Source organism: Pseudomonas sp. Ga0074129 (assembly GCA_001465025.1).
Classification (GTDB): domain Bacteria; phylum Pseudomonadota; class Gammaproteobacteria; order Pseudomonadales; family Pseudomonadaceae; genus Aquipseudomonas.
In genome coordinates, this window is the sequence record LNDO01000110.1 from 15,905 (window position 1) to 41,974 (window position 26,070).

A 26,070-nucleotide genomic window follows, 5' to 3' on the forward strand; every position below is an offset into this window, starting at 1 on the left:
GATGAGCATGAACCTGATCACTGTTCTCTACCTCGTCGCCTCGATCTGCTTTATCCAGGCGCTTAAAGGCTTGTCGCACCCGACTACGTCGCGTCGCGGTAACCTGTTCGGCATGATTGGTATGGGCCTTGCCGTCCTCACCACCGTTGGCCTGATCTACAAGCTCGGCGCTGAACTTGCCACCGCCGGTATCGGTTACGTGATTGTCGGCCTGCTGATCGGCGGCACTGTCGGCACCGTAATGGCCAAGCGCGTTGAAATGACCAAAATGCCAGAACTGGTCGCCTTCATGCACAGCATGATCGGCCTGGCTGCGGTGTTTATCGCCATTGCTGCGGTGGTTGAGCCGCAATCGCTGGGCATTGTCGCCGCTCTGGGTGATGCCATTCCGGTGGCCAACCGTGTTGAGCTGTTCCTCGGTTCGGCCATCGGTGCCATCACCTTCTCCGGTTCGGTGATCGCCTTCGGCAAGCTGTCGGGCAAGTACAAGTTCCGCCTGTTCCAAGGCGCACCTGTGCAGTTCAAAGGTCAGCACATGCTGAACCTGGTGTTTGGTCTGGCCATTCTCGGCCTGGGCGTCTACTACAGCTTCACCGGTGATGTACGTGCCTTCGCCGCGCTGACCGTGCTGGCCTTCATCATTGGCGTGCTGATCATCATCCCGATTGGTGGTGCTGACATGCCCGTGGTGGTGTCGATGCTCAACAGCTACTCGGGTTGGGCGGCGGCCGGTATCGGCTTCTCGCTGAACAACTCGATGCTGATCATCGCCGGTTCGCTGGTGGGTTCGAGCGGTGCGATCCTCTCGTACATCATGTGCAAGGCGATGAACCGTTCGTTCTTCAACGTGATCCTCGGTGGTTTCGGTGGCGCGACTGAAGCTGCTGGCCCGGCCGGTGCTCAAGAAGCCCGCCCGGTGAAATCCGGTTCGAGCGACGACGCGGCCTTCCTGCTGACCAACGCCGACACCGTGATCATCGTTCCGGGTTACGGCCTGGCTGTGGCCCGTGCCCAGCACGCACTGATGGAACTGGCTGAGAAGCTGACCCACCGTGGCGTGACCGTGAAGTACGCGATCCACCCGGTTGCCGGCCGTATGCCAGGCCACATGAACGTATTGCTGGCTGAGGCCGAAGTGCCTTACGAGCAAGTGTTCGAGATGGACGACATCAACTCCGAGTTCGGCCAAGCCGACGTGGTGCTGGTGCTGGGCGCGAACGACGTGGTCAACCCGGCCGCGAAGACCGATCCGAAGTCGCCGATCGCCGGCATGCCAATTCTGGACGCCTACAAGGCCAAAACCGTGATCGTCAACAAGCGCTCGATGGCCAGCGGCTACGCCGGCCTGGACAACGAACTGTTCTACATGGACAAGACCATGATGGTCTTCGGCGACGCCAAGAAAGTCATCGAAGACATGGTTAAAGCGGTGGAGTAACACGCGCCGCAGCGTTGCAAGAGCCCGGCCTTCGCGCCGGGCTTTTTTGTGGGCGCGACCCTGAACGGAGCGTGCCTGCCATGGCTCACGTTAGGCCCTGCGAAAGCCCACTCAACGCCTTATCGGCATGCCGCTCTTGCAACCCGCCATGGGCATTTGGCCAAGCAAATTGTGCCGGTGACTTTTATTGCCCACTCGATCAGGAAAGATCAGCCAGCCGCTAAAAATCTGAAAAACAGGTCAGCTGTAACATCAGTGAAATATGCAACTGTACCTATAGCTAATCACTGATGAATAGATATAAAGCAGTCGCTTTACCTGCTTTATCGTTCAAAACAGCGCCATTCACTTATAAGCCGTACAGTTAATTCAATAAAATACAGCACAGTTACAAAGCAACCTATCTATTAGCTCTGCAATTCAATTCAGCTGTGGCTACAGCGCCATGGGTATGCGCTGCATAATTCCCCCATCGCAACACACCACTGACCCGCCACAAGCGGAAGGATGACCATCATGGAACGTACCCTCAGTTCCGACCTGTTTTTTGATCACAGCCAATCCACCGGCTCCAGCGCTATGCCGCTGCGTATGTTTTCCACCCTCATGCTTTGGCAGCGCCGCATCGTTAGCCGCAGCCAGCTTGCACGCCTAGACGCCCGCCTGCTGGCCGATGCCGGCATCAGCGAAGCGCAGCGTCAAAACGAATTAAGCAAGCCGTTCTGGCGTTAACGCCTGCACCACACCGATTTCTGCTCCTCCCTTATCGGGATTCTTAAAGGCTCCAGCACCCCGCGTGTTGGGGCCTTCTTTTTGTCTGGGGCTTTACCGCTCAGCCACCGCGAATCTGCACAGTGAGGCGCATGCAGGAGCGGTACAGTTATGCGAAACCTGCAACTGAGCCATAACAATAGTCGGATGCTGTCTCTGCCAAGCCAGGCTGACACCGCGCACCATTGGCTGCCTTCTCCCGTCTTTGACAAGGAATGCGCCATGGACCGTACGCTTAAACCTCAGCCCGCCTCATCGACCCCGCTAGAATGCCCGCTGTACCTGCGCGCTTACGCCACGCTCAGCAACTGGCCCGCCTGGACAGTCGCCAGTTGGCCGATACCGGCATCAGCGAAGCGCAGCGGCAGGCCGAACTGGCAAAACCCTTTTGGCGTTAGCCCCAGCTCGGCAACCATTGGCAGCCAAGAGGGTCTATTCAGCCTTAACCCCTCAGATCCAGGAGTTCATCCATGCCAATCTTCCGCCTGCTTAGCCTGACTGGCTTGCTCATGTTCAGCGCTGCTGCCTCGGCCAGTAGCCTGGTTGCCACCACGGACACCCTGGTCGGCGCGCTGAGTGAGGTTGCGCAGAGTTCATCTGACGCCACCTCGTCTCTGCGCGACAACAAAGTGGTGCTGGACGCCCGTGATGATGCGGCAGCTTTTGTCGCCAGCGAGGGGCAGATTCGCGGCGTGCAACTGGAGGCGGCCTTCGCGCACATTCGTCAGCAGGTGCCTGCCCTCCAGGGTGACGACCTGCAACTGGCAAGCGCCATCCTCAGCCTGTGATCAGCGCAGCGTTTTAGCCGAGCCGGTGTGCCCGTCGGCTTGGTAGAATGCCACCCTGTTCATCCCTGAATTGGCCGCTACCCGGAGGTTTTTATGCGCCCTGTACAATTTGCTGCTGTGGGTATCCTTACGCTGCTCGGTGCCACAGCTCAGGCCCAAACGGCTGTTGCTACCAGCAATATCATTGTGCGGGCACTGGATCGCACTCTGGATTTCACCTCAGACACCACCACCTCGATTCGCGACATGAAAGTGGTGCAGGCCGCCCGTGACGATGCGGCCAGCTTCGTCGCCAGCCAGGGACAAATCCGTGGCGTGCAACTGGAAGCGGCCATCGACACCCTGCGTCGCCACCTGCCCGAAGCGCAAAACGCCTCCGACCTGGTGCTGGCTGAAGCCATCCTGGCGCTGTGATTGGACGCCGCATCGGCTGGCTGTGGCTGACCCTGCTGGTCAGCTTCGGCAGCCAAGCCGAACTGCGCCTGAACCTGCTCGATGATGGGCTGAGCCGCAGCGAACACGTGGCCAGCCAGCAGCTGTTAGACGAAGCCCTCAACGCCCTTCCACCGTCGCTCAAACAACGACTGGGCCGCACCGTCAGCGTGCGTTGGCGCCAGCTGCCGGCGGAGGTCTATGGCCGCGCGGGCCGCTGGAGCGGTATCGAACTCAATGCGGCCTTGCTGCCCGCGCTGAGTGAGGGGCGCAGCGCACACATCCAGACGTCACGCACGCACGGCAACCAGCGCCGCGAATTGCTGGCCACCCTGCTGCACGAAATCACCCACCTGTATGACCGCGCCCAACTCTGGTCGCCCGCCAACAAGCACCTGCTGCAACAGTGCCACCGGCATGCACAAACCCTTGGCCTGGTCGGGCTGCCCGAACAGTGCCGTGGGCAAACCGCGCGACGCTTCACCCTCAGTGACGACCCTGTGCTGCTCGATCTGGCCGGCTGGCCGCAGCGCGTGGCCCGGCGGGGTGTGCGCGCGCAGGCCAATCATCAGGTCGCGCGCAGCCCGGACAGCTACGAGCTGAGCAACCCGCGCGAATTCATCGCGGTGAACATGGAGTACTTTCTGCTCGACCCCAGCTACGCCTGCAGGCGGCCTTCGCTGGCGCGCTACCTGCGCGAGCATTTCGCCTGGTCACCCGCAACGTCCACCTGCAGCGATGAGCTGGCGTACCTGAATGCCGGGCGTGATTTCAGCCGCCAACCCGTGGGACGCATCGATCCGGCGCGGGTGTATCAGGTTGATTACCTGCTCGCCGAGGCCAATAACGAACTGGCCAGCCGCTGGGGCCACAGCATGCTGCGCCTGGTCATCTGCGCGCCTGGCCGACCGCTCGGGCCGGACTGTCGCCTCGACCTGCAAGCGCACCTGGTGTTGTCGTACCGCGCCTTTGTCGATGACGTGCAGCTGTCCAGTTGGCGCGGCCTGACCGGCTCCTACCCCTCACGCCTGTTTGTCCTGCCGCTGCAGCAAGTGATCGAGGAATACACCAAAGCCGAACTGCGCAGCCTGGCCTCGGTGCCGCTCAAGCTGAATCGCCCACAGCTGGAGCAACTGGTCACGCGCGCCATGGAGCAGCACTGGAGCTACGACGGTGACTACTGGTTTGTCTCCAATAACTGCGCCGTGGAAACCCTCAAGCTACTGCGCAGTGGCACGCAGCACCCACGGTTACAGGCACTCGACAGCCTCACCCCGATCGGCCTGCTGGACAGCCTGTATGCACGTGATCTGGCTGACCGCCGCGTGCTCGACAACGAGGCAGAAGCCCTGCGCCTGGGCTATCGCTTCGACTCGTTCCGTGACCGCTATCACGCCATGTTCAGCGTGCTGCGCGAACACCTGGCCGTGCCGCAGCGCAAAGTTGAAGACTGGCTGAACCTCGCCGCCGAGCAGCGCCGGCCCTGGTTTGCCCCAGCGGATTTGCGCACCAGCGCCGCCTTGCTGTTGCTGGAGCAAGCGGCGCTGCGCCGGCAACTGCTATTGGCTCAGGATGAACTCAAACACCGTTACCTGAGCAACCGCACCGAACACGACCCGGCACTGCACACGGCCGACGGCGCGCTGCAACAGATCCTCGCCAACAGCGGCTTTCTCAGCCGCCCGGCGGAATTGCTCAACGGTGGTTACGGCCTGCCGCAACCCGGCGAATGGCAACAGCTGGAACGCCAGAGCCAGGCGCGCCAAGAGCACCTGCTTCTACTCAGCGACGCACTGGACAAGGAAGTGCGCACCTTACTGGCTCCGTCGCGCTTGGCCGAATTGAACGCCAGCGAAGCCAACCTCAAACAACTGGGCGAGCATGTGCGCGCCCTGCATAAAGCCAGTGGCGGTTTGCAGCTGCCTTAACCAGCGCTAGCGCAAAGCGGCGCTTATCAAGACTGCGGAGTGGTTCAGCTTCACTCCTTCCGGCCACGACGTGCGCAATCCCGACAGCCGCCTTGCATCGCTCTACGTGGCTGCTCAAGATGGCCGCTCATATGCGCGCGGAGGTGGCTGTGCTGGAGTTGCTGTTGGCCTTGTGGCCATTGTTTGCGCTGATCGTGGGCGGGTTTTACCTGCGCCGCTGGGCATTCCCCAATGACGCATTCTGGCCCGGTGCCGAACGCCTGAACTACTTCATCCTGTTCCCAGCGCTGTTGTTCAGCAGCCTGGCCAGCGCGCCACTGGACAATCCGGCCCTGCCGCGTCTGGCCTTGGCCGTGATGCTGGCGTTGGGCTTGGCCTGGCTGGCGCTGCTGGTGCTGCGCCGACTGCGTGGCTGGCCGGCCGGGCGCTTTGGTGCGTTCACGCAGGGCGCGCTGCGGTTTAACACCTACCTGGGCTTGGCGGCTGTCGGCAGCCTGTTTGGCCAAGCAGGGCTGACCTTAGCTGCGTTGATGCTGGCGTTAATGGTGCCCACCGTGAATGTGTTGTCGGTGTGGTCGCTGACGGCCGAGCGCGGCGTGAGTGTGCGCAGCCTGTTGCTGCCGATTGCGAAAAACCCACTGATTCTCGCCTGCCTCGGCGGTGCGCTGGTTAACCTCAGCGGGCTTGGCCTGCCGGGCGGCAGTGAACGTTTACTCGGTTTACTGGCCGCCGCAAGCCTGCCGCTGGGCCTCTTGTGCGTAGGCGCAGCACTCAAGCCTGAGCAACTGAGCGGCGAAGCCCCGGCACTGGCCAGCAACAGCCTCTTGCGCCTGTGTGCCATGCCGGTGCTGGCCTGGGCGGTGGCCTACGCCCTGCAACTCCCGGCGATGGAAACCAGCGTACTGGTGCTGTTTTTCGCCCTGCCCACCGCCCCGACTGCTTACGTGCTGACGCGCCAACTGGGCGGTGACAGCCAGCTGATGGCCGGCATCATCACCCTGCAAACCCTGCTTGCGGCGATCAGTTTGCCGCTGTTGCTTGCCGTACTGCCTTGAATATTGGCCTACGGGTGGCCGAAAGCCACCCGCAAAAAACAATGACTATCTCCTGCACCCGCGGCGCTCAGCAGGTCCCAGCCATCCGCGAACACTGCCCAAACGAACCCACTGAAGTCAACGGCGTGCTTGAATGGCTGGAGATAATGCAAAGGCAAGGACAGAACGGGTGGCCGGGCCGAGGTGCGACATCCAGCACGCCTTGAAACTAAAACCCAAAAACAACAAAGGCAGCCGAAGCTGCCTTTGCTATTGAACACGATCCTACAACCGTCGCTAGGCTTCCAACTGACGTCGCCGACGCTGCAGCCAGACCACCAGCGCAAACAGCAGCAGGCCAGGGATCCACATCAGCTCCTTGGTCCAACGGTCGGTGGGGGCGCGGACGCTGAGGATTTGCTGGTCGAATTCCAGGCCGGCTTCGGCGGCTGGGCTGGCGAAGGTGACGCTGTCGACCAGAACCTTATCGCCTTCTGCGTAGGTCATCAGGCCCAGTTTCTCCAGGCGCTCTTCACCACTCGCGCCCTCTGGCACCGGCAGCAGCAGGCTGAATTCACGCGGGTCGCCCACGTCGTTTTCACCCAGCACGCGCAGGCGCAATTGGCTGCCGACTTCGACGTCGCCCAGCGCTTGCACTAGCTCGGCAGGGGCCATGTCGCGGTAGGGGTCGTGCACGATGTCCATCCAGAAACCTGGGCGGAACAGGGTGAAGGCCACCAGCAACAGCAGCACGCTTTCGTACCAACGGCTGCGCACCAGGAAATAGCCCTGGGTGCCCGCAGCGAAAATCAGCATGGCGAGGGTCGCCACAATGAAGATCAGCACGCCGTGCCAGAAGTCCACGTCGATCAGCAGCAGGTCGGTGTTGAAGATAAACAGGAACGGCAGCGCAGCCGTGCGCAGGCTGTAGTAGAACGCCTGCACACCGGTTTTGATCGGATCACCCTTGGACACCGCCGCCGCCGCGAACGAGGCCAAACCCACCGGCGGCGTCACGTCGGCCATGATGCCGAAGTAGAAGACGAACAGGTGCACCGCGATCAGCGGCACGATCAGGCCGTTCTGCTGGCCGAGGGTAACGATCACCGGCACCAGCAGGCTGGACACCACGATGTAATTGGCAGTGGTCGGCAAGCCCATGCCCAGCACCAGGCTGAAGATCGCGGTGAGCACCAGCATCAGCAGCAGGTTGCCCATCGACAGCATCTCAACCAGATCGGCCAGCACCAGGCCAACCCCGGTTTGCGACACCGCACCGACGATGATGCCCGCCGCCGCCGTGGCAATGCCGATGCCGATCATATTGCGCGCGCCGGCAATTAGGCCTTCACGCAGGTCAATCACGCCGTCCATAAACGAGCCGTGAGCATGGGTGCCGTCGGTACGTAGCCAAGTCAGCAAAGGGCGCTGGGTGAGCAGGATGATCACCAGCATCACGCTGCCCCAGAAAGCCGACAGGCCGGGGGACAGACGCTCGATCATCAGGCACCAGACCAGCACCACCACCGGCAACAAAAAGTGCAGGCCAGAGAGCAGCACGGCACGGGTTTGCGGCAGTTTGTCGAGCGGCGCGTCTGGATCTTCGGCAGGCAGCACCGGCACGCTGGCGGCGATCTTCAGCAGGCCCAGGTAAACCAGCGCCAGCAGCGCGCCAATCCCCGGCAGGGCGTAATCACCCAGCGCCGGTTTGAGCCAGCCAAGACCGTAATACACCGCCAGCGACAGGCCGCTAATCAGCGCCGCGCCAAAGGCAAAGCCGGTCAGGCGGCGCAGCCAGGGCTTGGGCTGATGCCCGCCTACCGGCTGCAGGCCGAGCTTAAGCGCCTCCAGATGGACGATATAGAGCAGTGCGATGTAGGAAATCGCGGCGGGCAGGAAGGCATGCTTGATGATCTCGACATAGGGCATGCCGATGTACTCGACCATCAGAAAGGCCGCCGCGCCCATCACTGGCGGCATGATCTGGCCGTTGACCGACGACGCCACTTCCACCGCGCCAGCCTTCTCTGCCGAGAAGCCGGTGCGCTTCATCATCGGGATGGTGAAGGTGCCGGTAGTGACTACGTTGGCAATCGATGAACCGGAAATCAGTCCGGTCAAACCCGACGCCACCACCGCCGCCTTGGCCGGGCCGCCACGGAAGTGACCGAGCATGCTGAAGGCCAGCTGAATAAAGTAATGCCCTGCACCTGCACGTTCGAGCAGCGCGCCGAATAGCACGAAGAGAAACACGAAGCTGGTGGACACGCCTAAGGCAATGCCGAACACGCCCTCGGTGGTGATCCACTGATGGTTAGCCATGGCATTGAAGCTCACCCCACGGTGCGCCAGCAGCCCCGGCATATAAGGCCCGGCCAGGCTGTAGACCAGAAACAGCAGGGCGATGATCGCCAGTGGCGGGCCAAGCGCGCGGCGGGTGGCCTCCAGCAGCAACGGGATGCCGATACACGCGGTGATCAGATCCGCTGTGGTCAGGCTGCCCGGTCGCAGCGCGAGCTGTTGATAGAAAATAAATAAGTACGCGGCGCTGGCCGCGGCGATCAGCCCAAGGGCGATGTCCAGCAGCGGTATGCGGTCACGCGGTGACGTGCGAAACGCCGGGTAGGCGAGAAACGCCAGCAGCAGGGCAAACAAAGCCGAGTACAAACGGCAGCGACGAAGCAATCCACAGTTGAAACAGCGAGCAAAGCAGGGCCAGGCCGGCGATCACCATGCGCCATGGCCCCCAATGGGGTGCGCGCACCGGCATCCAGAGTAATCAGTTCTTCGGTGGAGAGTTGTTTGTCATGCATGGGTTGAATCTGCATTCGAGAGTACGGAAAACGGCAAAACCCGCAGCCTTGCAGCTGCGGGTTGGCTATCTGGAGACGCTGGCCTGTTTACACGGGCAGTCACGTAGCACGCATGAGCCTAGGCACAATCCGGGTAACGCGGTCCCGGATTGCGCGGGCGCTTATCCGGGCTTCACAAAGGCTTACATCCAGCCGCGCTCTTTGTAATAACGCACGGCACCTTCGTGCAGCTCTGCGCTAAGGCCGACTTTGATCATGTCGGCTTCTTTGAGGTCGGCAAATGCAGGGTGCAGACGCTTGAAGCGATCAATGTTGTCGAACACCGACTTAACCAGCTGGTAGACCATCTCCGGGCTGGCGTTGGCCGACGTGGACAGCACGGCTTTGCCGCCAATCGACGGGATCGGTGCGTCGTTGCCCTTGTACAGACCGCCTGGAATGTCGGCCTTGGTGTAGTAGCTCTTGGCAGCCAGCAGCTTGTCGATTTCAGCACCGGCCACTGGCACCAGAACGGCGTCGGTGGTGGTGGTGGCTTCCTGGATCGCACCGTTAGGGTGGCCAACGAAGTAGGTCATCGCGTCGATGTTGTTGTCGCCCAGCGCCGAAGCCTGCTCAGCCGGCTTCAATTCGGCAGCCAAGGCAAACGCGGAGCGGTCCCAGCCTTTGACCTGCATGATTTCTTCCAGGGTGTCGCGCTGGCCGGAACCGGGGTTGCCGATGTTGACGCGCTTGCCTTTGAGGTCATCGAAGCTGGCGATGTTGGCATCACGACGGGCGAGGATGGTGAACACCTCACTCTGCAGCGAGAACACCGCACGGATGTCCTCCATGGCACCTTCTTTCTCGAACGGCGCCACGCCTTTCATCGCCTTGAACTGATGATCCGACTGCATGATGCCGAAGTTGAATTCGCCACTGCGGATACCGGTAACGTTGGCCACGCCGCCACCGCTGGGCGGGGCGTTGCACTTGATGCCGTGGTCAGCTGCACCACGGTTAAGGAAGCGGCAGATCGACTGACCGGCGACGTAATAAACGCCAGTTTGGCCACCGGTGCCGATGGTGACGAATTTCTCTTCGGCCTGTACGGCGCTGCTCAAGGTCATGCCTGCGAGTGCAGCGGACAGGGCCCATGCCAGGGATTTACCTTTCATGGGAGTTCTCCTTTTTCTGTTTATTGTTGAACCGCACGCACCTTTTGAGTGCAAACGGCAGAGCGAGAGTCTAACCGCTTGGCCGCAGGATGCACGGGGTAATCCGCGCCGCCCGGTAACCAAGTATTAACGGGCCCGAGAGCCGGCTTATTCATTGCAACCAAGCCTAGACGCCTTAACCCTACCGCCAGGCCACAGCTTTGGGCAGAATCCGGGCATGGCTAAATCCACTCGCGATACCCCGAACACCTCCGTCGGCGCCAGCCTCACCTTGGCGGTGCTGCATGCCGCCAGTCGTCTGGGCGTTGAACGCAGCGCGCTGATGCAAGCCTGTGCGCTGCACGACAGCCAACTCAGCGACCCCGATGCCCGCGTGCCCTTCACCACGCAAGAGCAACTGTGGGATCAGCTCAGCCGTATCGAATGCGACGAACCCGGCCTGGCCTTGGGCCGTAACCTCGCGCCGGGGCCGTTCAGTGTGTTGGGCTATTTGCTGCAAAGCAGCCCGACCCTGGGCGATGCACTGGCGGCCGGGCTGCGCTATCAACGGTTAGTGGGTGAAGGCGGCGAAGTGCACCTGCATGAACACGGCGACGAACTGCACCTGCTCTATCGCCCGCTGCATCCCGAACTGCCGGCCACGCGCACGCGCGTGTTGGCGCTGATGGCCTGTTGGGTACAGATGTTTCATCCGCTGCTGGACACCTGGCAGCTGCTACGCGCGCAGTTTGCTCACCCCCAGCCGCACACGCTGGACAGCTACCACGCCACCTTCGCCTGCCCGCTGCAATTTGCCGCCGAGGATTACGGCATCGTCCTGCCGCGCAGCCTGACCAACGCCGCGTTGATCCAGGCCAATCCGCCCCTGCAACACCTGCTGCGCCAACATGCCGAAGCACTGCTCGCGCGCCTGCCGCGTGCGGGTTTGAGTGCGCGGGTGGTGGCCCTGCTCGGCGAACAACTGACCCGTGGCGAACCGGATCGCAGTCAATTGGCGCGCCAGCTGAACCTGAGTGAACGCACCCTGCAACGGCGTCTGGCCGATGAAGGTAGCCACTACCAACAACTGCTCAACGACACGCGCCAGCAATTGGCCGAACACCACCTGAGCAGCAGCGACCTGCCCGCCGCCGAGATCGCCCTGTTGCTCGGCTACTCAGAACCCAGCGTGTTCTTTCGCGCGTTTCGCCAATGGACGGGGCTTACGCCGGGGGAATACCGCGCTCAACGCAAGGTTCAGTAACGCGTCGACAAGCCCTGCGCCCGTAAAAACGCCAGGAACGCCTCGCGCGAGCTGTAGCGCGGGCTGAAGCCGAAGTCGTGTTTCAGGCGGCGATTGCTCAGCACCGGGCGATAGCGCAGAAAATCCACCTGTTCCGGGCCGTAGGGGCTCAGGCCCAGAGGCTTGAGGACACGCAGCGCTGTGCGAATCAACCCAGCCGGCAGCGGGCGGTAAGGCTTGTCGAGCAACTCGGCGATTTCCCTGAGCGTCAACGCGCCATCGCCTGCCAGATTGAAGATGCCGGCCCGGCCGGTGCGCAGGCCATGGCAGATGATGTCCACCACGTCCTGATCCCAGATAAACACGAAGCGACTGTCACTGCCGCGAATGCCCAGCACGGCGCGCTTTTTGAACAACTCGGTGATCTGATTATTCACCTGCCGGCCGAGGACGGTGCCGGGGCGCAGCACCAGTTGTTTGAGTTGTGGGTGCTGCACGCGTGCCTCGGCCAGCAGCATTTCTGCCTCGCGCTTGTGCTTGGCGTAGGCAAAGTGCGCATGGCCGCGCAAGGGCTGGTCTTCATCCAGCCACTCGGCATTCTGCGGGTCGTAGCCATAGGCCGCGCCGGAGCTGGTCACGATGAGTTGCTCGACGCCGTGGGCCACAGCGGCGCGAATGATCGCCTGCGTGCCGCCCACATCGATGGCATGCATCTGCGCCTCACTCATCCCCGGCGGCGGCGTGACCACCGAGGCAAGGTGCACAATGGCCTGCGGCTGGCAGGCGGCCACGCAGCGTTCCACGGCCGCCGGCTGGCTGATGTCGAGCAGCACCGGCTCGATATTAGGCTTCATACCCGCACGGTTCTGCGGGCGAATATCAGCGGCAATCAGCGTCCACAACGGATGCTGGATCGCCAACTGGTTAAGCAGTTGCTGGCCAATATAACCGGCCGCCCCTGTGATCAAGATACGCATCCACCTCTCCCGACACACCCCGGCCCCATGGCGCGCGGGCTGCGCTTACAACGACTGTGATAACCCATTGCAGGCTATCCGCAGCGGCAGGGCGCGGCAGTGGCAAGGCGGGCCAACAGGCATGACCAAAGACGACAGGCACAGGCCAAGCGTCGCCCGACACGGTATGCTCTGCGCCCGCTGTGCGCCCCGCCCCACCCCGCCGTGCCGTGCGTGTTTTGTGCCGAGTTGAGCCTATGCCCCTGATGAAACACCTGCTGTTAACGCTGATTGCGTTGATCCAGCGCCACCCTCACTTGGTGGCGCTCTTTGGCTTTGTATCGGGCGTGGCGAGCTTTCTGCTGGTGGAACGCCAAGCCGAGCTGGCACGGGTGCTGGCGTTGGTGATGCTGGTCAGCTGGTTGTGGCTGATTCTGGAAAACATCCTGCGTGAACGCATCGCCAAGCGCTTCGGTTTCGAATTGCCACCGCCCGTGCTGCGCTTCGCCACGCAGATGATCCACCAGGAGAGCCTGTTCTTCGTGGTGCCGTTCTTCTTTATCACCACCACATGGAACAGTGGCCAGTTGCTGTTCAGCGGCTTGCTGGCGGCGGCAGCGCTGATCTCCATCACCGACCCGCTGTACTACCGCTGGCTGGCTCCCAAGCGCTGGCTGTTTCTGGCTTTTCACACCCTGGCCCTGTTCGCTGTGCTGCTGACGGCGCTGCCGATCATCTTCAAACTGACCACGGCGCAGAGCTATCCGCTGGCCCTCGGCACGGCAGTGCTGCTGTCGTTTCCATCGCTGTTCTCAATCATCACGGTACGCCGCTGGTGGCGCGGGATGCTGCTGATCGGCCTGACCCTGGCCCTCGGCGCAGGCGGCTGGCTGGCGCGCACCTGGGTGCCGCCGGCCACGCTGTGGCTGACAGAGGCCGCCGTGGTGAGCCAATTGGACAGCCGCAAGCGCGCGCCGGGCGCCAGCATCAAGCAATTGAGCCTCGCGCAGTTACGCCAAGAGGGGCTGTTTGCCTACACCGCGATCAATGCGCCGCGTGGGCTTAACGAGCGGATTTATCACGTCTGGCGGCACAATGGCCACGTGATTGACCGCATTGCCGTGGACATTCACGGCGGCCGCAAAAAGGGTTATCGCGCCTGGACGTATAAACAAAACTTCCCCGAAACCGCCGTGGGCCGCTGGGATGTGCAGGTGCTGACCGAAGCCGGGCAAATGATTGGTGTGCTGCGCTTTAAAGTAGTGGAGTAACGGGTAGGCGGGCGTTGAGAAGCAAAGCGACGAAGCCCAATGCTTCTATAAGCGCCCTGCTGCGCTTAACACCAACCTACGGCTTATTGCACAGCCGATCGTGGCCGAGCACTTAGCCAAAGAACCAGTAGCAGACCAAAATCGCCGCCACCACGCCGGCAAGTTCTGCCAACAACGCACACCCCACGGCATGCCTTACGCGCTGGATGCCTACAGCGCCGAAATACACAGCCAAAACGTAGAACGTGGTTTCAGTGCTGCCCTGAATGGTCGCGGCAGCCAAGGCGGCAAAGCTGTCGACGCCGTGGGTTTGCATGGTTTCAATTAACATGGCGCGCGCCGCGCTGCCCGAGAACGGTTTGACCAATGCCGTGGGCAGGGCCTCGACAAAACGCGTGTCCCAGCCGATAGCCTCCACCAGCCAGCGAATCCCATCCAGCGCAAACTCAAGCGCGCCGGACGCGCGCAACATGCCAATCGCACAAAGCATGGCCACCAGATAGGGCAGCAGGCTCTTGGCTACGTCGAAGCCTTCCTTGGCGCCTTCAATAAACTCCTCGTACACCGCCACTTTTCGCAGCGCGCCAACCAGCAGAAACGACAACACGATGCCAAACAACGTGAGGTTGCCGGTCAGCGACGACAGCGATGCCAGCGCCGTTGCCGACATCGTCCCGAGCAGCGCCATAAAGCTACCGAGCAGCAATGCGCCTGGAATCAAATAGGCCAGCACCACCGGATCCCATAATCGCAACCGCTGCATCAATGCCACCGACAGCAAACCAACCAGCGTCGAAGCACTGGTCGCCAACAAAATGGGTAGAAAAACCAAGGTCGGGTCGGGCGCGCCTTGCTGAGCGCGGTACATAAAGATGGTCACCGGCAACAACGTCAGCGAAGAGGCGTTGAGTACCAGAAACAAAATTTGTGCATTACTCGCCGTCGTACTGCTGGGATTGAGCGTTTGCAGCGCCCGCATGGCTTTCAGGCCAATTGGCGTTGCCGCGTTATCCAGCCCCAGCCCATTGGCAGCGAAGTTCATGGTGATCAAGCCTAAGGCCGGATGACCTCGCGGCACCTCCGGCATCAGCCGCGCAAACAGCGGGCCAAGCAGTCGGGCCAAGGCGTCAACCATCCCGGCTTTTTCGGCAATACGCAGCAAGCCCAGCCAGAGCGTCAATGTGCCGAACAGCAACACCATGACCTCCACCGACAACTTGGCCATGGCAAACAGGCTTTCAACCATAGCGCCAAACACCGCCGGATCATCGCCCAATAACCAGCGCGAAAACCCGGCAATCGCCGCCACCACAAAAAATCCCAGCCATAGCCAATTAAGCATCTGCGCGTCCTTCCTCATTCAGGCAGCGATCATACCCAGCTCACCGACGAAAGACAGACGGAGCTGGCACACATCAGCTGTGCGCGGCCACAAACGCGCGAAAAGCAGCGGCATCCAGTGCCTTGGAAAACAACCAGCCCTGGCCAACGTGTGCGCCGAGGCTCAGCAACAACTGCGCCTGTGCCTCGTGCTCAATGCCTTCAGCAATCACCTTGAGGCCCAGCGCACGGGCCATCTGGATGATATGTGGAGCCACCGGGCTGCTGGCGGCATCGGAGCCGAGGGTATCGACGAAGCTTTTATCGATTTTCAGCACATCCACCGGCAACGCCTGCAAGTAAGACAGGCTGGAGTAGCCCGTGCCAAAGTCATCAATGGCTATCCGGTGACCGCTGTCGCGTTGGGCTTGCAGCAAGCTGCTGGCCAGTTGCACGTCCACCAGGCCGCGCTCCGTCACCTCGTAGAGCAACTGCTGCGCCGGCACACCGCACTCGGCGAGCAACTGCTGAGCGTGAGCAACGAAGGCGCTGCCACTGATGTCGGCGGCCGCCAGGTTAACGGAGATGTACAGCTGCGGGTGGTCACGCAGTAACGCGGCCTGCTCGTGCAGCACCAACTCGATCACGCGCCGGGTAATCGCGCATATCTGCCCACTGTCTTCGGCCTGTGGAATAAACAGATCCGGCCGTACTCGCTGACCATCGGCGCGCCGCCAACGCACCAACGCTTCGGCACCCACGCAGCGGCGGCTTTGCAGGTCCACCAGCGGCTGGTAGTCGACTTCCAGCTCACCACGGCGTAACGCCATTTGCAGGGCGCGCTCCAACGATTGATCACGGCGCAGCTGCAACGCCACCATGCGCCCCAACAGACCGGCCAGCACCAGTGCCACACCTGCCCACAGCCCACGGTAACGCCACAGCAAAGCCTGCAGACGATGGCCCTCGGCACTGACAATCAAGCGCATGCCATGGCTGTCGCCGGAACCGGTCAGGTAAACCCGCTCAGCGCCAATCAGCAAATGCTGCGGCGCAGCAATCACGCGTCGCTGCTCATCCGTCGGACGGGTGGAGCCGCCGACAAAGTCCAGCACCTGCTCGGCCTTGGGCCCGACCACCTGCACCTCGATCCCGGCCGGCATGGACAGTTGATCGCGCAGGTAGGTGAGGCTGGACGCCAACAGGTAGCCGTTATGCTCCAGCAGTAATGATGGCAGCTCGGCATTGTTCAGCTGGCTGGGTGACCACCACAACTCCACGCCATCAAACAACCAGTGCTGGTACTGACTCAGTTCGGCGCGACTGGGCAAAGGCCCCGAGCCACAGGCAGCGCCATCGGGCAGGCGATAACCGATTTCACGCACATACAGCAGAGGGCGCCGCACATCATCCAGCACCGCGCGCTGAGCGGCGCTGCAGCCTTGCGCCGCAACGCCGTCAAAGGCCTGCAGTTGGCGATAGAGTTCGTTGTAAAAGTGCTGACTGCGCTCCAGTGCCCGGTCATGCAGCACCTGCAACGCACCGCGCTCGGCCTCACGCGCTTGCCACCCCCCCACATGCCAGGCCATCCACAGCAACAAGGCCGCACTGAGCAAGGCAAACAACCAGCCCATCGGCTGTGGTCGATAAAACCGCTTTACCCAACCTGATCCCTAGTGTGCCATGTTTGCGTCCCTTGTTGTGGGTCAGTTTGCCGTCAGCCAAGCCAGTAGCGCGGCCGTTTCGGCATCTGCCTGACCGTTGTAGTTGGTTGGTCGATATTTCATCTGGAAGGCCGCCAACACATTACGCGCTGCTTCGCTGTTTTGACCATCCTGCGTCACCTCATCCAGAAACTGCCCAGGCAAATACTCGTCACACGCTATTGAATCTAAAACTCAAATGAAAACGATTCTGAAGAGGTTGACGCACAGAAATAATGGCTTACATCGCGCAGATGTTATTTCCGCATTGCCACATTGTAGGATTCGCGGATCAAAATAGGACCCCCTGACATGTCAATCCGCCTAAACGACTTGGCCCCCAACACATCACACGACAAAGGTTCATTTCGCCAAAGACTTATAAGATTGCTGACGTTAAGCGTCATCAGCTGTTTATTACTCATGGCCGATGACTTTATACAGAAAATCTTTACTGACAATAATCAGGCTGAACTGGAACTGGAATTCGTCTTCGTCGTCTGGTTATTTAGTTTGTCGCTTTGGCTGGTTGCGATGCCACGCCTGGTAACGGGCATACTGATTTTATTGGCCAGTATGCAACTGATGCAGTTAAGTCATGTCTCATTCTTTGGCGAGCCTCTTTCCGCCCCGGACATTACAAGTTTCTTTGTCGACTTCGCGGAAGTTAGAGAAACTACATTACACAGCTTTTCTGACCATTGGCATGTGCTACCCAGCGTGTTACTGCCCTACAGCCTGCTGATTTATTTACACATTGCCATACCGTCAAAAGTCGATATACCCAGAAGTCGCTGGGCATTGATTATCATCATTTTGGTATTGGGCTCAAAACCCTACAGAGCCACATACAGGGATCTCACCTCTTTTATGCCAGGCCCCACTCGCAGCGGCCTGCACAATAGCTTTAATGCGTTTGCTTATTATGGGGTTCGTCTCGCCTTTCGCCCGGCTGAAACACTGCCGCCAGCGCCATTTGCGCCCTACAAAACGCTGCCTAAAACAACTCATGCGCAGCATGTTTGGCTGGTGGTGGCTGACTCACTGAGAACTGATCGGCTAGGGGTGATGGGTTACGCTCGCAATAACACACCCAATTTAAGTCGCCTTGCCAATCAGGGCGAGCTCATTGCACGCCCCGGCATTGCCGCGGGTGTGTCCACGGCTGTTAGCCTGCCCAATTTACTCAACGTTATTCGCGAGCCCGGCCAAACGGACCTGCTGCGTTCACAGCCGCACAATCTTTTTGCTTTGGCTCGCCAGAGCGGATTCAAAACACATTGGATTTCCTCTCAGGAATCAAAACTGCTGAGTCATCTGGGTAGCAACCATTTGGATGTTTCAATTACACGTGAAGACCATCCTTTATTGTTCCTAAAACGCCATGATCATGCCCTGGTTGACTTACTAGCCAAACAAGAATGGGGCGCGCGTAATTTTGTGACCCTTAACTTGCGTACGGCCCATCTGCCTTACGAAGAAAACTATGACCAGCACACCGAAGCGCTAAATACATGGCCCACGGATTCCGACCTGCCGCGCGAACAACGCAAAGCGAATGCCTACGATAACGCGGTCAGCTACTTGGATGATGTACTGGCTGAGATCATTACTCAGTTCGATCAACTTGAAGGTGAACGCTACCTGATCATCACTGGCGATCATGGACAGTTATTGGGTGAAAACGGCCGCTGGGGGCATAATGATTTAGTGCCTCAAGTTGCTGAAGTCCCCTTATTGGTCATCGCGCGTGAAGCGGATGAAAAGAGCCTGGAGGGCCTGACCACCCAACACTGGGTAAGTCATTATGAAGCGGCGGTGTGGATTGCAGAGCGACTCGGATGGGAAATACAAAACCCTAATAAACTGGCCGGGGAGCATTTCATTCAAGGCAAACAGTTGTTTGGTGACAACATGATTAAGCGCGTGCTTGAAACACCCGACGGTTTAAACTACGAAGAGCCTGTACTGGTCAGTCGCTGGCTAAAGAAACTCAATGAAACTTCACAATAAAGGCTGCTGGCTGAAGTAATCCTGTAGCGTTCACCCGATCACTTCGCCGTCAGCCAGGCCAGCAGCGCGGCCGTTTCAGCATCCGCCTGACCGCTGTAATTGGCCGGCCGGTATTTCATTTGGAAGGCAGCCAGAACATTGCGCGTCGCCTCGCTGTAGAGGCCATCTTGCGCCACCTCTAACCCGACCTGAGCCAGACGCTGCTGGAACCAGCGCAGGTCTGGCAACTGCTGGGCGTAGACCGCTTGCAAACGCGCCACTTCGGCGGCATCGGGCCAGCGAATCAGGCCGGCCTCAGCCAAGCGCTGCCAGGGGAACAGCGGCCCCGGATCGACCTTGCGCTGCGGGGCGATGTCACTGTGGGCAATGATGCTGTCGATGGGCAGGTTGTGCCGCCGCACGATGTCTTGCAGCAACGGAATCAAGGCGTCGATCTGCGCCGGGGCGAAGGGCTGCCAGTAACGCCCGTTGGGAGTGTCGAAGAAGCCTTGATTGACCAACTCAATGCCGATGGTGGTGCCGTTGAGCCAGGTGCGACCTTGCCATTGGCTGTTGCCGGCATGCCAGGCGCGGCGGTTTTCATCCACCAGACGGTAGATAGTCGCGGGGCTATCACCGATCAGGTAATGGCTGCTCACCTCGGTTTCGGTGAGCAATTGCAGCGAGCGGGCCAGGTCGGCAGAGGTGTAGTGCAGCACGATGTACTGCACCCGGCTGTTTTGCCCAGTGGCCGTGTAACGCTCGTCGATACGTAAACCCTGGCTGCAACCGGCCAACAGCAACAGGACACTTAGGAAAATCATTCTCATGGGCTGATATGCAACACGCTTTGCAGGTTGTCCAACAGCATGTCGACGCTGAGCATGATCAACAACATGCCCATCAATCGCTCCACTGCGGTCAGTCCGCGGGGTCCGAGAAAACGTTGCAGAAACGACGCCTGCAACAGAATAAATGCCGTCGCCGCCCAGGCCAGCAGCACGGCGGCATAAAGTTCCCAAAGTGGCCCGTCGTGGGTGTTGCGCAGGGTCATCAACACCGCCAGCGCAGAAGGCCCGGCCACTGCCGGAGTCGCCAACGGCACCAGCATGGGCTCGCCATCTGGCACATCCCCCAAGACGCCTTGCGGGCCGGGAAAGATCAGGCGCATAGCGATCACAAACAAGATGATACCGCCGGCAATCGCCGTGGCTTCACGCGACAAGCCCAGGGCGCTGAGCACTTTATCGCCAAAGGTGAGAAACAGCAGCAACAAAGCCAGGGCAAACAACAGTTCGCGTGCGGCGATCCATAAGCGACGTTTGGCCTCCACGTTTTTCAGGGCGGCGATAAAGATGGCGATGTTGCCAAAGGGGTCGGTGACCAAAAAGATCAATGCAGCGATGCCGAATATTTCCATGAAGCACTCCTAACAGGTCGGCAAAGTTTAGTGCCTCCGACGGCAGAAAACGCCGTTGATTCGGCGTAAAAGCCACGCTGGTCGAGAGACTGGGCAGGGTTGGAACGAGACTGCTAAACTGTTTCTTGTACAAAATAGGAATTATGTACAACACCTGTGCTACTTCGGAGTCCAACACCATGCGCGCCATGCTGTGGTTCAAGCAGGATCTTCGTCTCGATGACCACCCCGACCTGCAAGCCGGCCTAAAGGCCGAGTGCCTGCTGCCCGTCTATGTGCTCGACCCGCAGTTACTTCAGCTCAATGACTTCGGCATGCGTCGTATGGGCGTGCACCGTGCGCGTTTTTTGCTGGAGAGCCTGGCAGCGCTGGGCGGCGAACTGCGCCAGCGCGGCTCGAACCTGCTGGTGCTGATGGGCGCCGCCGATGAGGTCATCCCCAAGCTGGTCAGTCAGTTCAATCTTGATCAGGTGCTGACTCTGGAGGAAATGGCCCCCGACGAACGCGCCGAGTTGGCTCGAGTGGCGCGTCGCCTGGGCAACATTGCGGTGCAACAGGCACCGGCCAATAACCTGCTGCGCCGCGAGGAACTGCCCTGTACGGTCGAGCAAATGCCCCATGTGTTCAGTCGCTTTCGCAGTCTGGTTGAAGACCGTCTGCATGTGTTCCAACCTCAGTCAGCGCCAGCTAAATTACCGGCCTTACCCGAGGGCGCACACGCGCTAATCCAGCCACTACCAACCCTTTCACAACTGGGTTTGGGTGAGCCGTTGAGTGTGGCCGCCAGTGCCTTTCCTTTCTCCGGTGGCGAACCGGCCGCCCTCGCCAGGCTGCGTGATTACCTTTGGCAAAGCCAAGGCGTGCGGCACTACAAAGAAACCCGCAACGGCATGATCGGCAGCGAGTACTCCTCTAAATTTTCGCCTTGGTTGGCCAACGGCAGCCTCTCTGCGCGAAGAGTGATCAGCGAGTTACGCCGCTATGAAGCGCAGCACGCGCGAAATGATTCGACCTACTGGCTGTGGGTTGAAATGCTTTGGCGGGATTTCTTTCGCTGGACGCTCATGCGCCACGGCAGCGCCCTGTTCAAGGCAGGCGGATTGAAGGCCACCGAGAACGCGTCGAACCGACTTGACCGGCGCTTTAAAGATTGGACACGCGGGCAAACCGGCATGCCACTGGTAGACGCCAACATGCGTGAGCTGGCTGCCACAGGCTTTATGTCCAACCGTGGCCGGCAAGTAGTCGCGAGTTATTTGATCAACGACTTGCAGCAAGACTGGCGTCATGGCGCTGCATGGTTTGAAGAACACTTGATTGACTACGACCCCGCCAGCAACTGGGGTAACTGGGCTTACCTGGCTGGGGTGGGCAACGACCCTCGGCAGAACCGCGTGTTCAATGCCCTGCGTCAGGCACGCACCTACGACCCAGACGCGCAGTACGTGACGTTGTGGCTACCCGAGTTACGCGACGTGCCCCAAGCGTTGCGGCACACCCCATTTTTGTTGGCAGGCGGCCATCTGCGCACGTTGGGCTACCCGCAGCTCACGCGCATACCAGAGAGTTGGAAACCTTACCTGCATCAAGTCGCGTGATGCTCGGCGTGAGTGCGGCGCAGCCTGTTGCACAGCAACACCCCGGTGCTTAGCCCAACTCAACTCGGTTGCGCCCGCCGCTTTTGGCTCGATACAGGGCTTGGTCGGCGCGCTCGAATACCTGCTCGCTGCTTTCGGCATTGGCAAAAGCCGTAAGGCCTGCCGACAGGGTGATGGTCACGCGCTCGCCACGGAAATGGAACGGGCACTGCTCAACCCCATCCAGCAGGGTCTGTAGCAATTGCTGTGCACCGTTGAGTGGTGTGGACGGGATGAGCAACACAAACTCTTCGCCACCAAAACGGGCAATGAAGTCGGTCTTGCGCAAACGTTTGGCCAACTCTCCAGCGATGATCTTTAAAACCTTGTCGCCCGCCAGGTGGCCGTACCCATCATTGATGCGCTTGAAGTGATCGATGTCTAGCACCGCCAGTGCCAGTTCACCGCCATAACGCTTCCAGCGCGCCATTTCCAATTCCAGACGCTCGCTCCAACCCGCTCGGTTGGCCAGGCCGGTGAGCGGATCAATCAACGCCTTCTGCCGCTGCTCTTCGAGGTGGTCGCGGAAGCCCTGCGCCTCCTGCTCCATTTCGGCGACTTTCTGCGTCAGGCTTTGCAGGCGCTGCGCCACTTCCGCTTCGCGTCCGTCACGCTGCTTTTGATGGGCGCTGACGGTATTGAGCAAACCATCCAGCCGCGCTTCAAGGGATTGCTTGAGGCTGTGCAGATCAACTGCATCCTGCACACTGGCTTGTAAACCGCTGACCTGTTCGCGCAGTTCCTGGTTGAAGCTGCGCGCGCTTTCGACCGACTCACTGTAACCCTCTTGCGCTTCACTGATGCTGCCCAGGAATGATTCCAGGCGCTCATTGAGCTGTTTGAGGTAACTGGCGAACTCACGCTGGCCACTGTCAGTAACGGCGAGTATCAACACTGCCAAGTCATCCAGCACAGCCACCAACTCATACCAGTTCAGCCCTTCCAGCACGCGACTTCGCAGCGCTTCAGCCTGCGGTTGGTGGCGTGCGGGCAGCTCCAGCTCGTCAAGCAAGCGCAGCAGGCTCTCACCAATATGCGGGGCGGCGGTGCTGTATCCCGGCTCGGGGGCTTCCGGCAGTGCGTAGGCGGGGTCGCCGTTAACCGGCGCAGCGCGATCCACCGGGGAACTTGGCGCTGACGGCGCAGCCAGCACACTTACTGCAAGTGCGTCTGGGGCCGCATGGGTCGGCAGTGCATCGGCAGCTATCGGCGGCTCAGCGACTACAACATCAACCGCCGCCAATGCTGCACCCGACTGCGCATCTTCCTCCGCTGGCTCTGGCAGACCGGATGTTTCAGCGGCCTCCTTGTTGCCAAACAAGCGCTGTAAAAGACCGGGGCGAACCGGATTGCTCTCAGGATCCAGCGCCGCCAAGGCCTGCTGTTGCAGGCTGCTGAGCTCGCTGAGCAGAGCCGGTAATTCACGCGGCTGACTGGCGCGTTGCTCGATGCGTTTGGCAAATTGTTTGAGGGCTTTACGTACTTCGCGCGGCGGCTCTAGGGCGAGCAGTTGGCTGGTCAGGTTGGTGACCCCCGCCACATTCATGTCGGCCCGTTCCTGACGGCGCTTTTCTGAATCCAGCACGGCTTTTTCCAGCCGCGGAATCAGTGCTGAGAGGCCGGCATCAATGTCATCGCGGCGCAGCATGTCGCGCAGCTCTTGCATGCATTGATCAACCGCTTTGTCGCTGCCTTCTGCCGCCAGCGAACTGCGCACCAAGCCTCGGCGCAACAAATCCAGACGCGTCTCCCAGCGTTGCTCAAGCTTCTCTTGCTCTTCCAGGCTTTCGAGGTATTTGCTTTTCCAGCGCTGGACATCATCGCTCATCATTGCCATCCACTGATCGGGGAGTGTTGCAGGTGGTCGTGCCAGCAGCTGACGTGCTAAGGCTTAATCAGCATAGGTGTTGCAGGCCCTGAGAGTGAAGAGGGCAAGCGAATTTGTACAGCAACAGGTAAGTGGTCAGAGATGGAGACCGGTAATACTTCACAGCGTTCAAGAGACAGTGTCGGGCTGAGGAGGATATGGTCGAGGCAGCGCTTAGGCTGCCAACTCGGGAACGTGGCCTCGATCTGCGGTGCCCACAGACCCAGATCACGGAGCGGCGAATGCTCCAGCAAATCGCTGGCATGGGTGTTCATGTCGCCCATCAACACGCGATGCCGATAGTCGCTGAGTAATTCGCGGATGTAGGCCAACTGGCGAGTGCGAGTTCGCGCACCCAACGCCAGGTGCATCATCACCACAGCAATCGCATCGGGGCCCTCGCCAAGACGCAACAACATTGCACCACGCCCGGGCGGGCCAGGCAGAGGATGGTCTTCCAGCAAGCTGGGGCGATAGCGGCTGAGCACACCATTACTGTGCTGGGCGAGATGCCCCATGTTGCGATTGAGTTGTTGATACCAGTAAGGGAAGGCTCCCAGGTGCGCCAGGTGCTCGACCTGATTGAGGTAACCCGAGCGCAGGCTGCCTCCATCAACTTCCTGCAAGGCCACCAGATCAAAATCGCCAAGCAGATCGCCAATGCGCTGCAAATTGCCATTGCGGCCGGCATGCGGCAGCAGGTGTTGCCAGCTACGCGTCAGGTAATGGTGATAGCGCTGGGTACTGATACCGACCTGAATATTGAAACTCAGCAGGCGCAGGCTGCCATTTGCTGGCAAGCCGTGCTGCGCATCACAACGTGGATTGACCTGCGGGTCACACAGGTCAATTCCTCGTTTAGCGGGCCAACGCCTGAGCATGGGCGTGCGTCCCGTTTCGCCCGCTTACTGCGCGGCGCGCTCTTTGGCGATCAGGTGATCGGCCACTTGCAGCGCTTGTTGCGCACCACCGGAGCTGCTGATGTCGAAACGGTACTTGCCGCCGACGATCATCACCGGCACACCGGTGATCTGGTAGGCCATGGCGAGCTTCTTGGCTTTTTCCAGCTGGCTCTTCACGCCGAAGGAGTTATAGGTTTTCAGGAAGGCAGCTTTGTCGATGCCCTCAACAGCCAGGAAGTCGGCCATTTCTTCGGGCGTGGCCAATTTCTTGCCCTGCACGTGGATGGCATCAAACACGGCGGCGTGAACCTTGTGCTCCGCTTTCATCGCCTCAAGGGTCACAAAGAGCTGGCCGTGAACGTTCCACATGCCGCCAAACATGGCCGGAATACGCACAAAATTGACGTCTTCAGGCAGCTTGTCCACCCACGGATTAAGGGTGTTCTCAAACTGGTAGCAATGACCGCAGCCGTACCAGAACAACTCAACCACTTCAATTTTGCCGGGCTTGGAAACAGGCACTGGGTTATTCAGCTCAACATACTGTTTGCCGGCTTCAATCGGCTCGGCGTGAGCACTCAGGCCAAACAGACTGGCGGTGACAAGAGTGGCGCTGAGGATCAGGTTACGCATGCATTACTCCTTGGCTATGGATGGCGCGTGAAAGCGAACGGCGGTTCGACCCGCGAGGCTAACAGTGGTTCCACTGATTGTAGAGATTGTCGCTGTCGTGCTGCGATGCAAACAATAAAAAAGGGGCGGCATCAGCCACCCCTTTTGTTTACAGCATGTCGCAAGCCTGGATCAGTGCAGACCCTGGATGTAGCTGGACAGCGCTTCGATGTCCTTGTTGCTCAGCTTGGCCGCGATGGCGCGCATGATCATGCTTTCGCCGTCATTGGTGCGGTTGCCTTCGCGGAAGTCTGTCAGCTGTTTGGCGACGTAAGTAGCGTGCTGGCCAGCCAGTTTCGGGAAACCAGCCGCTGCAAGGCCGCTGCCATCCGGGGCGTGACAGCCGATGCAAGCTGGCATGCCTTCATCCAGCTTGCCGCCGCGGAACAGTGCCTGTCCTGCCTCAACCAGTTTCGGGTCAGCTGCGCCAACACTCATTTGCTGGCTGGCATAGAACGCGGCGATATCCGCCATATCCTGATCACTCAGGTTATCCAGCAAACCGGTCATCTCAACAATTGGCCGTGCACCGGACTTGATGTCCTTTAGCTGTTTGAGCAAGTACCGCTCGCCTTGCCCGGCCAGTTTCGGGAAGTTCGGTGCAGCACTGTTGCCATCGGCAGCATGGCAGGCACCACACATAACAACCTTACCCTGACCGGCTTCAGCATTGCCTGCGGCATGTGCAAAACCGGTAATGCCCAGGGTCAACAGCAGACTCACGAGTACTTTGTTCATCAGCTAATCCAA

The 26,070-nt window shown here is 60.1% G+C and carries 20 protein-coding genes and 3 pseudogenes; 11 read left to right on the forward strand and 12 right to left on the reverse strand.

The features are described from left to right. Position 1: 1 nt before the first annotated feature. From AUK77_RS17285 to AUK77_RS17315, 7 genes and pseudogenes are all read left to right on the forward strand, one after another. Positions 2 to 1,438 carry an NAD(P)(+) transhydrogenase (Re/Si-specific) subunit beta gene (locus tag AUK77_RS17285; RefSeq protein ID WP_296132196.1) on the forward strand — a complete coding sequence of 479 codons (1,437 nt, stop codon included), beginning with the start codon at positions 2 to 4 and terminating at the stop codon, positions 1,436 to 1,438. Positions 1,439 to 1,954: 516 nt separating this feature from the next. Then, the gene (locus AUK77_RS17290; protein ID WP_296132199.1) at positions 1,955 to 2,170 is read left to right on the forward strand and encodes a DUF1127 domain-containing protein; all 216 of its coding nucleotides are present in this window, start codon (positions 1,955 to 1,957) and stop codon (positions 2,168 to 2,170) included. Positions 2,171 to 2,496: 326 nt separating this feature from the next. Next, positions 2,497 to 2,607, forward strand: a pseudogene (locus AUK77_RS17295) (hypothetical protein); the annotation flags it as partial. A gap of 72 nt (positions 2,608 to 2,679) precedes the next feature. Next, a complete protein-coding gene (locus AUK77_RS17300) occupies positions 2,680 to 2,997 on the forward strand; it encodes a DUF2388 domain-containing protein (protein WP_296132201.1) in 318 nt (105 codons plus the stop codon). Between the two features lie 93 nt (positions 2,998 to 3,090). Next, positions 3,091 to 3,411: a DUF2388 domain-containing protein gene (locus AUK77_RS17305; RefSeq protein WP_296132205.1), complete on the forward strand. Its 321-nt coding sequence runs from the start codon at positions 3,091 to 3,093 to the stop codon at positions 3,409 to 3,411. Then, on the forward strand, positions 3,408 to 5,357 hold the full coding sequence (locus AUK77_RS17310) for a DUF4105 domain-containing protein (protein ID WP_296132206.1): 1,950 nt from the start codon (positions 3,408 to 3,410) through the stop codon (positions 5,355 to 5,357). Before AUK77_RS17305 ends, AUK77_RS17310 begins: the two co-directional genes overlap by 4 nt. Positions 5,358 to 5,476: 119 nt before the next feature. Then, positions 5,477 to 6,412 (forward strand): AEC family transporter, encoded by a 936-nt coding sequence (locus tag AUK77_RS17315; protein ID WP_296132209.1) that lies wholly within the window; start codon positions 5,477 to 5,479, stop codon positions 6,410 to 6,412. Positions 6,413 to 6,688: 276 nt separating this feature from the next. On the opposite strand, the pseudogene AUK77_RS17320 reads toward AUK77_RS17315, so the two are convergent. Together AUK77_RS17320 and AUK77_RS17325 are read right to left on the reverse strand one after the other, a co-directional pair. Continuing rightward, a pseudogene (locus AUK77_RS17320) lies at positions 6,689 to 9,204 on the reverse strand (TRAP transporter permease). A 182-nt stretch (positions 9,205 to 9,386) separates the two neighbouring features. Next, positions 9,387 to 10,358 carry a TAXI family TRAP transporter solute-binding subunit gene (locus AUK77_RS17325; RefSeq protein WP_296132211.1) on the reverse strand — a complete coding sequence of 324 codons (972 nt, stop codon included), beginning with the start codon at positions 10,356 to 10,358 and terminating at the stop codon, positions 9,387 to 9,389. Between the two features lie 217 nt (positions 10,359 to 10,575). Between AUK77_RS17325 and AUK77_RS17330 the strand changes: the two genes are divergently transcribed. Then, positions 10,576 to 11,601, forward strand: coding sequence for an AraC family transcriptional regulator (locus tag AUK77_RS17330; protein ID WP_296132212.1), 1,026 nt, complete (start codon positions 10,576 to 10,578; stop codon positions 11,599 to 11,601). Here AUK77_RS17330 and AUK77_RS17335 read toward each other — a convergent pair. Next, on the reverse strand, positions 11,595 to 12,557 hold the full coding sequence (locus AUK77_RS17335) for an SDR family oxidoreductase (protein ID WP_296132213.1): 963 nt from the start codon (positions 12,555 to 12,557) through the stop codon (positions 11,595 to 11,597). The genes AUK77_RS17330 and AUK77_RS17335 overlap by 7 nt on opposite strands. Before the next feature lie 236 nt (positions 12,558 to 12,793). On the opposite strand from AUK77_RS17335, the gene AUK77_RS17340 reads away from it, so the two are divergent. Beyond that, positions 12,794 to 13,807 (forward strand): DUF5924 family protein, encoded by a 1,014-nt coding sequence (locus AUK77_RS17340; RefSeq protein WP_296132216.1) that lies wholly within the window; start codon positions 12,794 to 12,796, stop codon positions 13,805 to 13,807. A gap of 112 nt (positions 13,808 to 13,919) precedes the next feature. On the opposite strand, the gene AUK77_RS17345 is transcribed toward AUK77_RS17340, so the two are convergent. The 3 genes and pseudogenes from AUK77_RS17345 to AUK77_RS17355 form a co-directional block, all read right to left on the reverse strand. Continuing rightward, on the reverse strand, positions 13,920 to 15,149 hold the full coding sequence (locus AUK77_RS17345) for a spore maturation protein (RefSeq protein ID WP_296132218.1): 1,230 nt from the start codon (positions 15,147 to 15,149) through the stop codon (positions 13,920 to 13,922). A 73-nt stretch (positions 15,150 to 15,222) separates the two neighbouring features. Next, the gene (locus tag AUK77_RS17350; protein ID WP_296132221.1) at positions 15,223 to 16,761 is read right to left on the reverse strand and encodes an EAL domain-containing protein; all 1,539 of its coding nucleotides are present in this window, start codon (positions 16,759 to 16,761) and stop codon (positions 15,223 to 15,225) included. Positions 16,762 to 16,833: 72 nt separating this feature from the next. Continuing rightward, a pseudogene (locus AUK77_RS17355) lies at positions 16,834 to 16,938 on the reverse strand (N-acetylmuramoyl-L-alanine amidase); the annotation flags it as partial. A 204-nt stretch (positions 16,939 to 17,142) separates the two neighbouring features. On the opposite strand from AUK77_RS17355, the gene AUK77_RS17360 reads away from it, so the two are divergent. Beyond that, positions 17,143 to 18,843 carry a sulfatase-like hydrolase/transferase gene (locus AUK77_RS17360; RefSeq protein WP_296132222.1) on the forward strand — a complete coding sequence of 567 codons (1,701 nt, stop codon included), beginning with the start codon at positions 17,143 to 17,145 and terminating at the stop codon, positions 18,841 to 18,843. Between the two features lie 38 nt (positions 18,844 to 18,881). Here AUK77_RS17360 and AUK77_RS17365 read toward each other — a convergent pair whose 3' ends face one another. Continuing rightward, positions 18,882 to 19,652, reverse strand: a complete 771-nt coding sequence (locus AUK77_RS17365; RefSeq protein ID WP_296132225.1) for an N-acetylmuramoyl-L-alanine amidase — start codon at positions 19,650 to 19,652, stop codon at positions 18,882 to 18,884. Further along, a complete protein-coding gene (locus AUK77_RS17370) occupies positions 19,649 to 20,242 on the reverse strand; it encodes a MarC family protein (RefSeq protein ID WP_296132227.1) in 594 nt (197 codons plus the stop codon). The genes AUK77_RS17365 and AUK77_RS17370 overlap by 4 nt, the downstream gene beginning before the upstream one ends. Before the next feature lie 179 nt (positions 20,243 to 20,421). On the opposite strand from AUK77_RS17370, the gene AUK77_RS17375 reads away from it, so the two are divergent. Next, positions 20,422 to 21,840: a DASH family cryptochrome gene (locus tag AUK77_RS17375; protein WP_296132229.1), complete on the forward strand. Its 1,419-nt coding sequence runs from the start codon at positions 20,422 to 20,424 to the stop codon at positions 21,838 to 21,840. A 49-nt stretch (positions 21,841 to 21,889) separates the two neighbouring features. On the opposite strand, the gene AUK77_RS17380 is transcribed toward AUK77_RS17375, so the two are convergent. The 4 genes from AUK77_RS17380 to AUK77_RS17395 form a co-directional block, all read right to left on the reverse strand. Next, positions 21,890 to 23,710: a diguanylate cyclase gene (locus tag AUK77_RS17380; protein ID WP_296132232.1), complete on the reverse strand. Its 1,821-nt coding sequence runs from the start codon at positions 23,708 to 23,710 to the stop codon at positions 21,890 to 21,892. 53 nt (positions 23,711 to 23,763) lie between these two features. After that, positions 23,764 to 24,627 carry an endonuclease/exonuclease/phosphatase family protein gene (locus tag AUK77_RS17385; RefSeq protein ID WP_296132234.1) on the reverse strand — a complete coding sequence of 288 codons (864 nt, stop codon included), beginning with the start codon at positions 24,625 to 24,627 and terminating at the stop codon, positions 23,764 to 23,766. Positions 24,628 to 24,651: 24 nt separating this feature from the next. Next, the gene (locus AUK77_RS17390) at positions 24,652 to 25,281 is read right to left on the reverse strand and encodes a thiol:disulfide interchange protein DsbA/DsbL (RefSeq protein ID WP_296132235.1); all 630 of its coding nucleotides are present in this window, start codon (positions 25,279 to 25,281) and stop codon (positions 24,652 to 24,654) included. Between the two features lie 171 nt (positions 25,282 to 25,452). Then, positions 25,453 to 26,058 (reverse strand): c-type cytochrome, encoded by a 606-nt coding sequence (locus AUK77_RS17395; RefSeq protein WP_296132240.1) that lies wholly within the window; start codon positions 26,056 to 26,058, stop codon positions 25,453 to 25,455. Positions 26,059 to 26,070: the final 12 nt, after the last annotated feature.

Bases quoted from the DNA above. Each gene is read 5' to 3' on its own strand.
- AUK77_RS17375 (WP_296132229.1), top strand. From the start codon at position 20,422: ATGCGCGCCATGCTGTGGTTCAAGCAGGATCTTCGTCTCGATGACCAC.
- AUK77_RS17390 (WP_296132235.1), bottom strand. From the start codon at position 25,281: ATGCGTAACCTGATCCTCAGCGCCACTCTTGTCACCGCCAGTCTGTTT.
- AUK77_RS17365 (WP_296132225.1), bottom strand. From the start codon at position 19,652: ATGAGAATGATTTTCCTAAGTGTCCTGTTGCTGTTGGCCGGTTGCAGC.
- AUK77_RS17385 (WP_296132234.1), bottom strand. From the start codon at position 24,627: ATGCTCAGGCGTTGGCCCGCTAAACGAGGAATTGACCTGTGTGACCCG.
- AUK77_RS17285 (WP_296132196.1), top strand. From the start codon at position 2: ATGAGCATGAACCTGATCACTGTTCTCTACCTCGTCGCCTCGATCTGC.
- AUK77_RS17325 (WP_296132211.1), bottom strand. From the start codon at position 10,358: ATGAAAGGTAAATCCCTGGCATGGGCCCTGTCCGCTGCACTCGCAGGC.
- AUK77_RS17360 (WP_296132222.1), top strand. From the start codon at position 17,143: ATGTCAATCCGCCTAAACGACTTGGCCCCCAACACATCACACGACAAA.
- AUK77_RS17345 (WP_296132218.1), bottom strand. From the start codon at position 15,149: ATGCTTAATTGGCTATGGCTGGGATTTTTTGTGGTGGCGGCGATTGCC.
- AUK77_RS17305 (WP_296132205.1), top strand. From the start codon at position 3,091: ATGCGCCCTGTACAATTTGCTGCTGTGGGTATCCTTACGCTGCTCGGT.
- AUK77_RS17300 (WP_296132201.1), top strand. From the start codon at position 2,680: ATGCCAATCTTCCGCCTGCTTAGCCTGACTGGCTTGCTCATGTTCAGC.
- AUK77_RS17370 (WP_296132227.1), bottom strand. From the start codon at position 20,242: ATGGAAATATTCGGCATCGCTGCATTGATCTTTTTGGTCACCGACCCC.
- AUK77_RS17330 (WP_296132212.1), top strand. From the start codon at position 10,576: ATGGCTAAATCCACTCGCGATACCCCGAACACCTCCGTCGGCGCCAGC.
- AUK77_RS17290 (WP_296132199.1), top strand. From the start codon at position 1,955: ATGGAACGTACCCTCAGTTCCGACCTGTTTTTTGATCACAGCCAATCC.
- AUK77_RS17335 (WP_296132213.1), bottom strand. From the start codon at position 12,557: ATGCGTATCTTGATCACAGGGGCGGCCGGTTATATTGGCCAGCAACTG.
- AUK77_RS17350 (WP_296132221.1), bottom strand. From the start codon at position 16,761: ATGGGCTGGTTGTTTGCCTTGCTCAGTGCGGCCTTGTTGCTGTGGATG.
- AUK77_RS17340 (WP_296132216.1), top strand. From the start codon at position 12,794: ATGCCCCTGATGAAACACCTGCTGTTAACGCTGATTGCGTTGATCCAG.
- AUK77_RS17395 (WP_296132240.1), bottom strand. From the start codon at position 26,058: ATGAACAAAGTACTCGTGAGTCTGCTGTTGACCCTGGGCATTACCGGT.
- AUK77_RS17315 (WP_296132209.1), top strand. From the start codon at position 5,477: ATGGCCGCTCATATGCGCGCGGAGGTGGCTGTGCTGGAGTTGCTGTTG.
- AUK77_RS17380 (WP_296132232.1), bottom strand. From the start codon at position 23,710: ATGATGAGCGATGATGTCCAGCGCTGGAAAAGCAAATACCTCGAAAGC.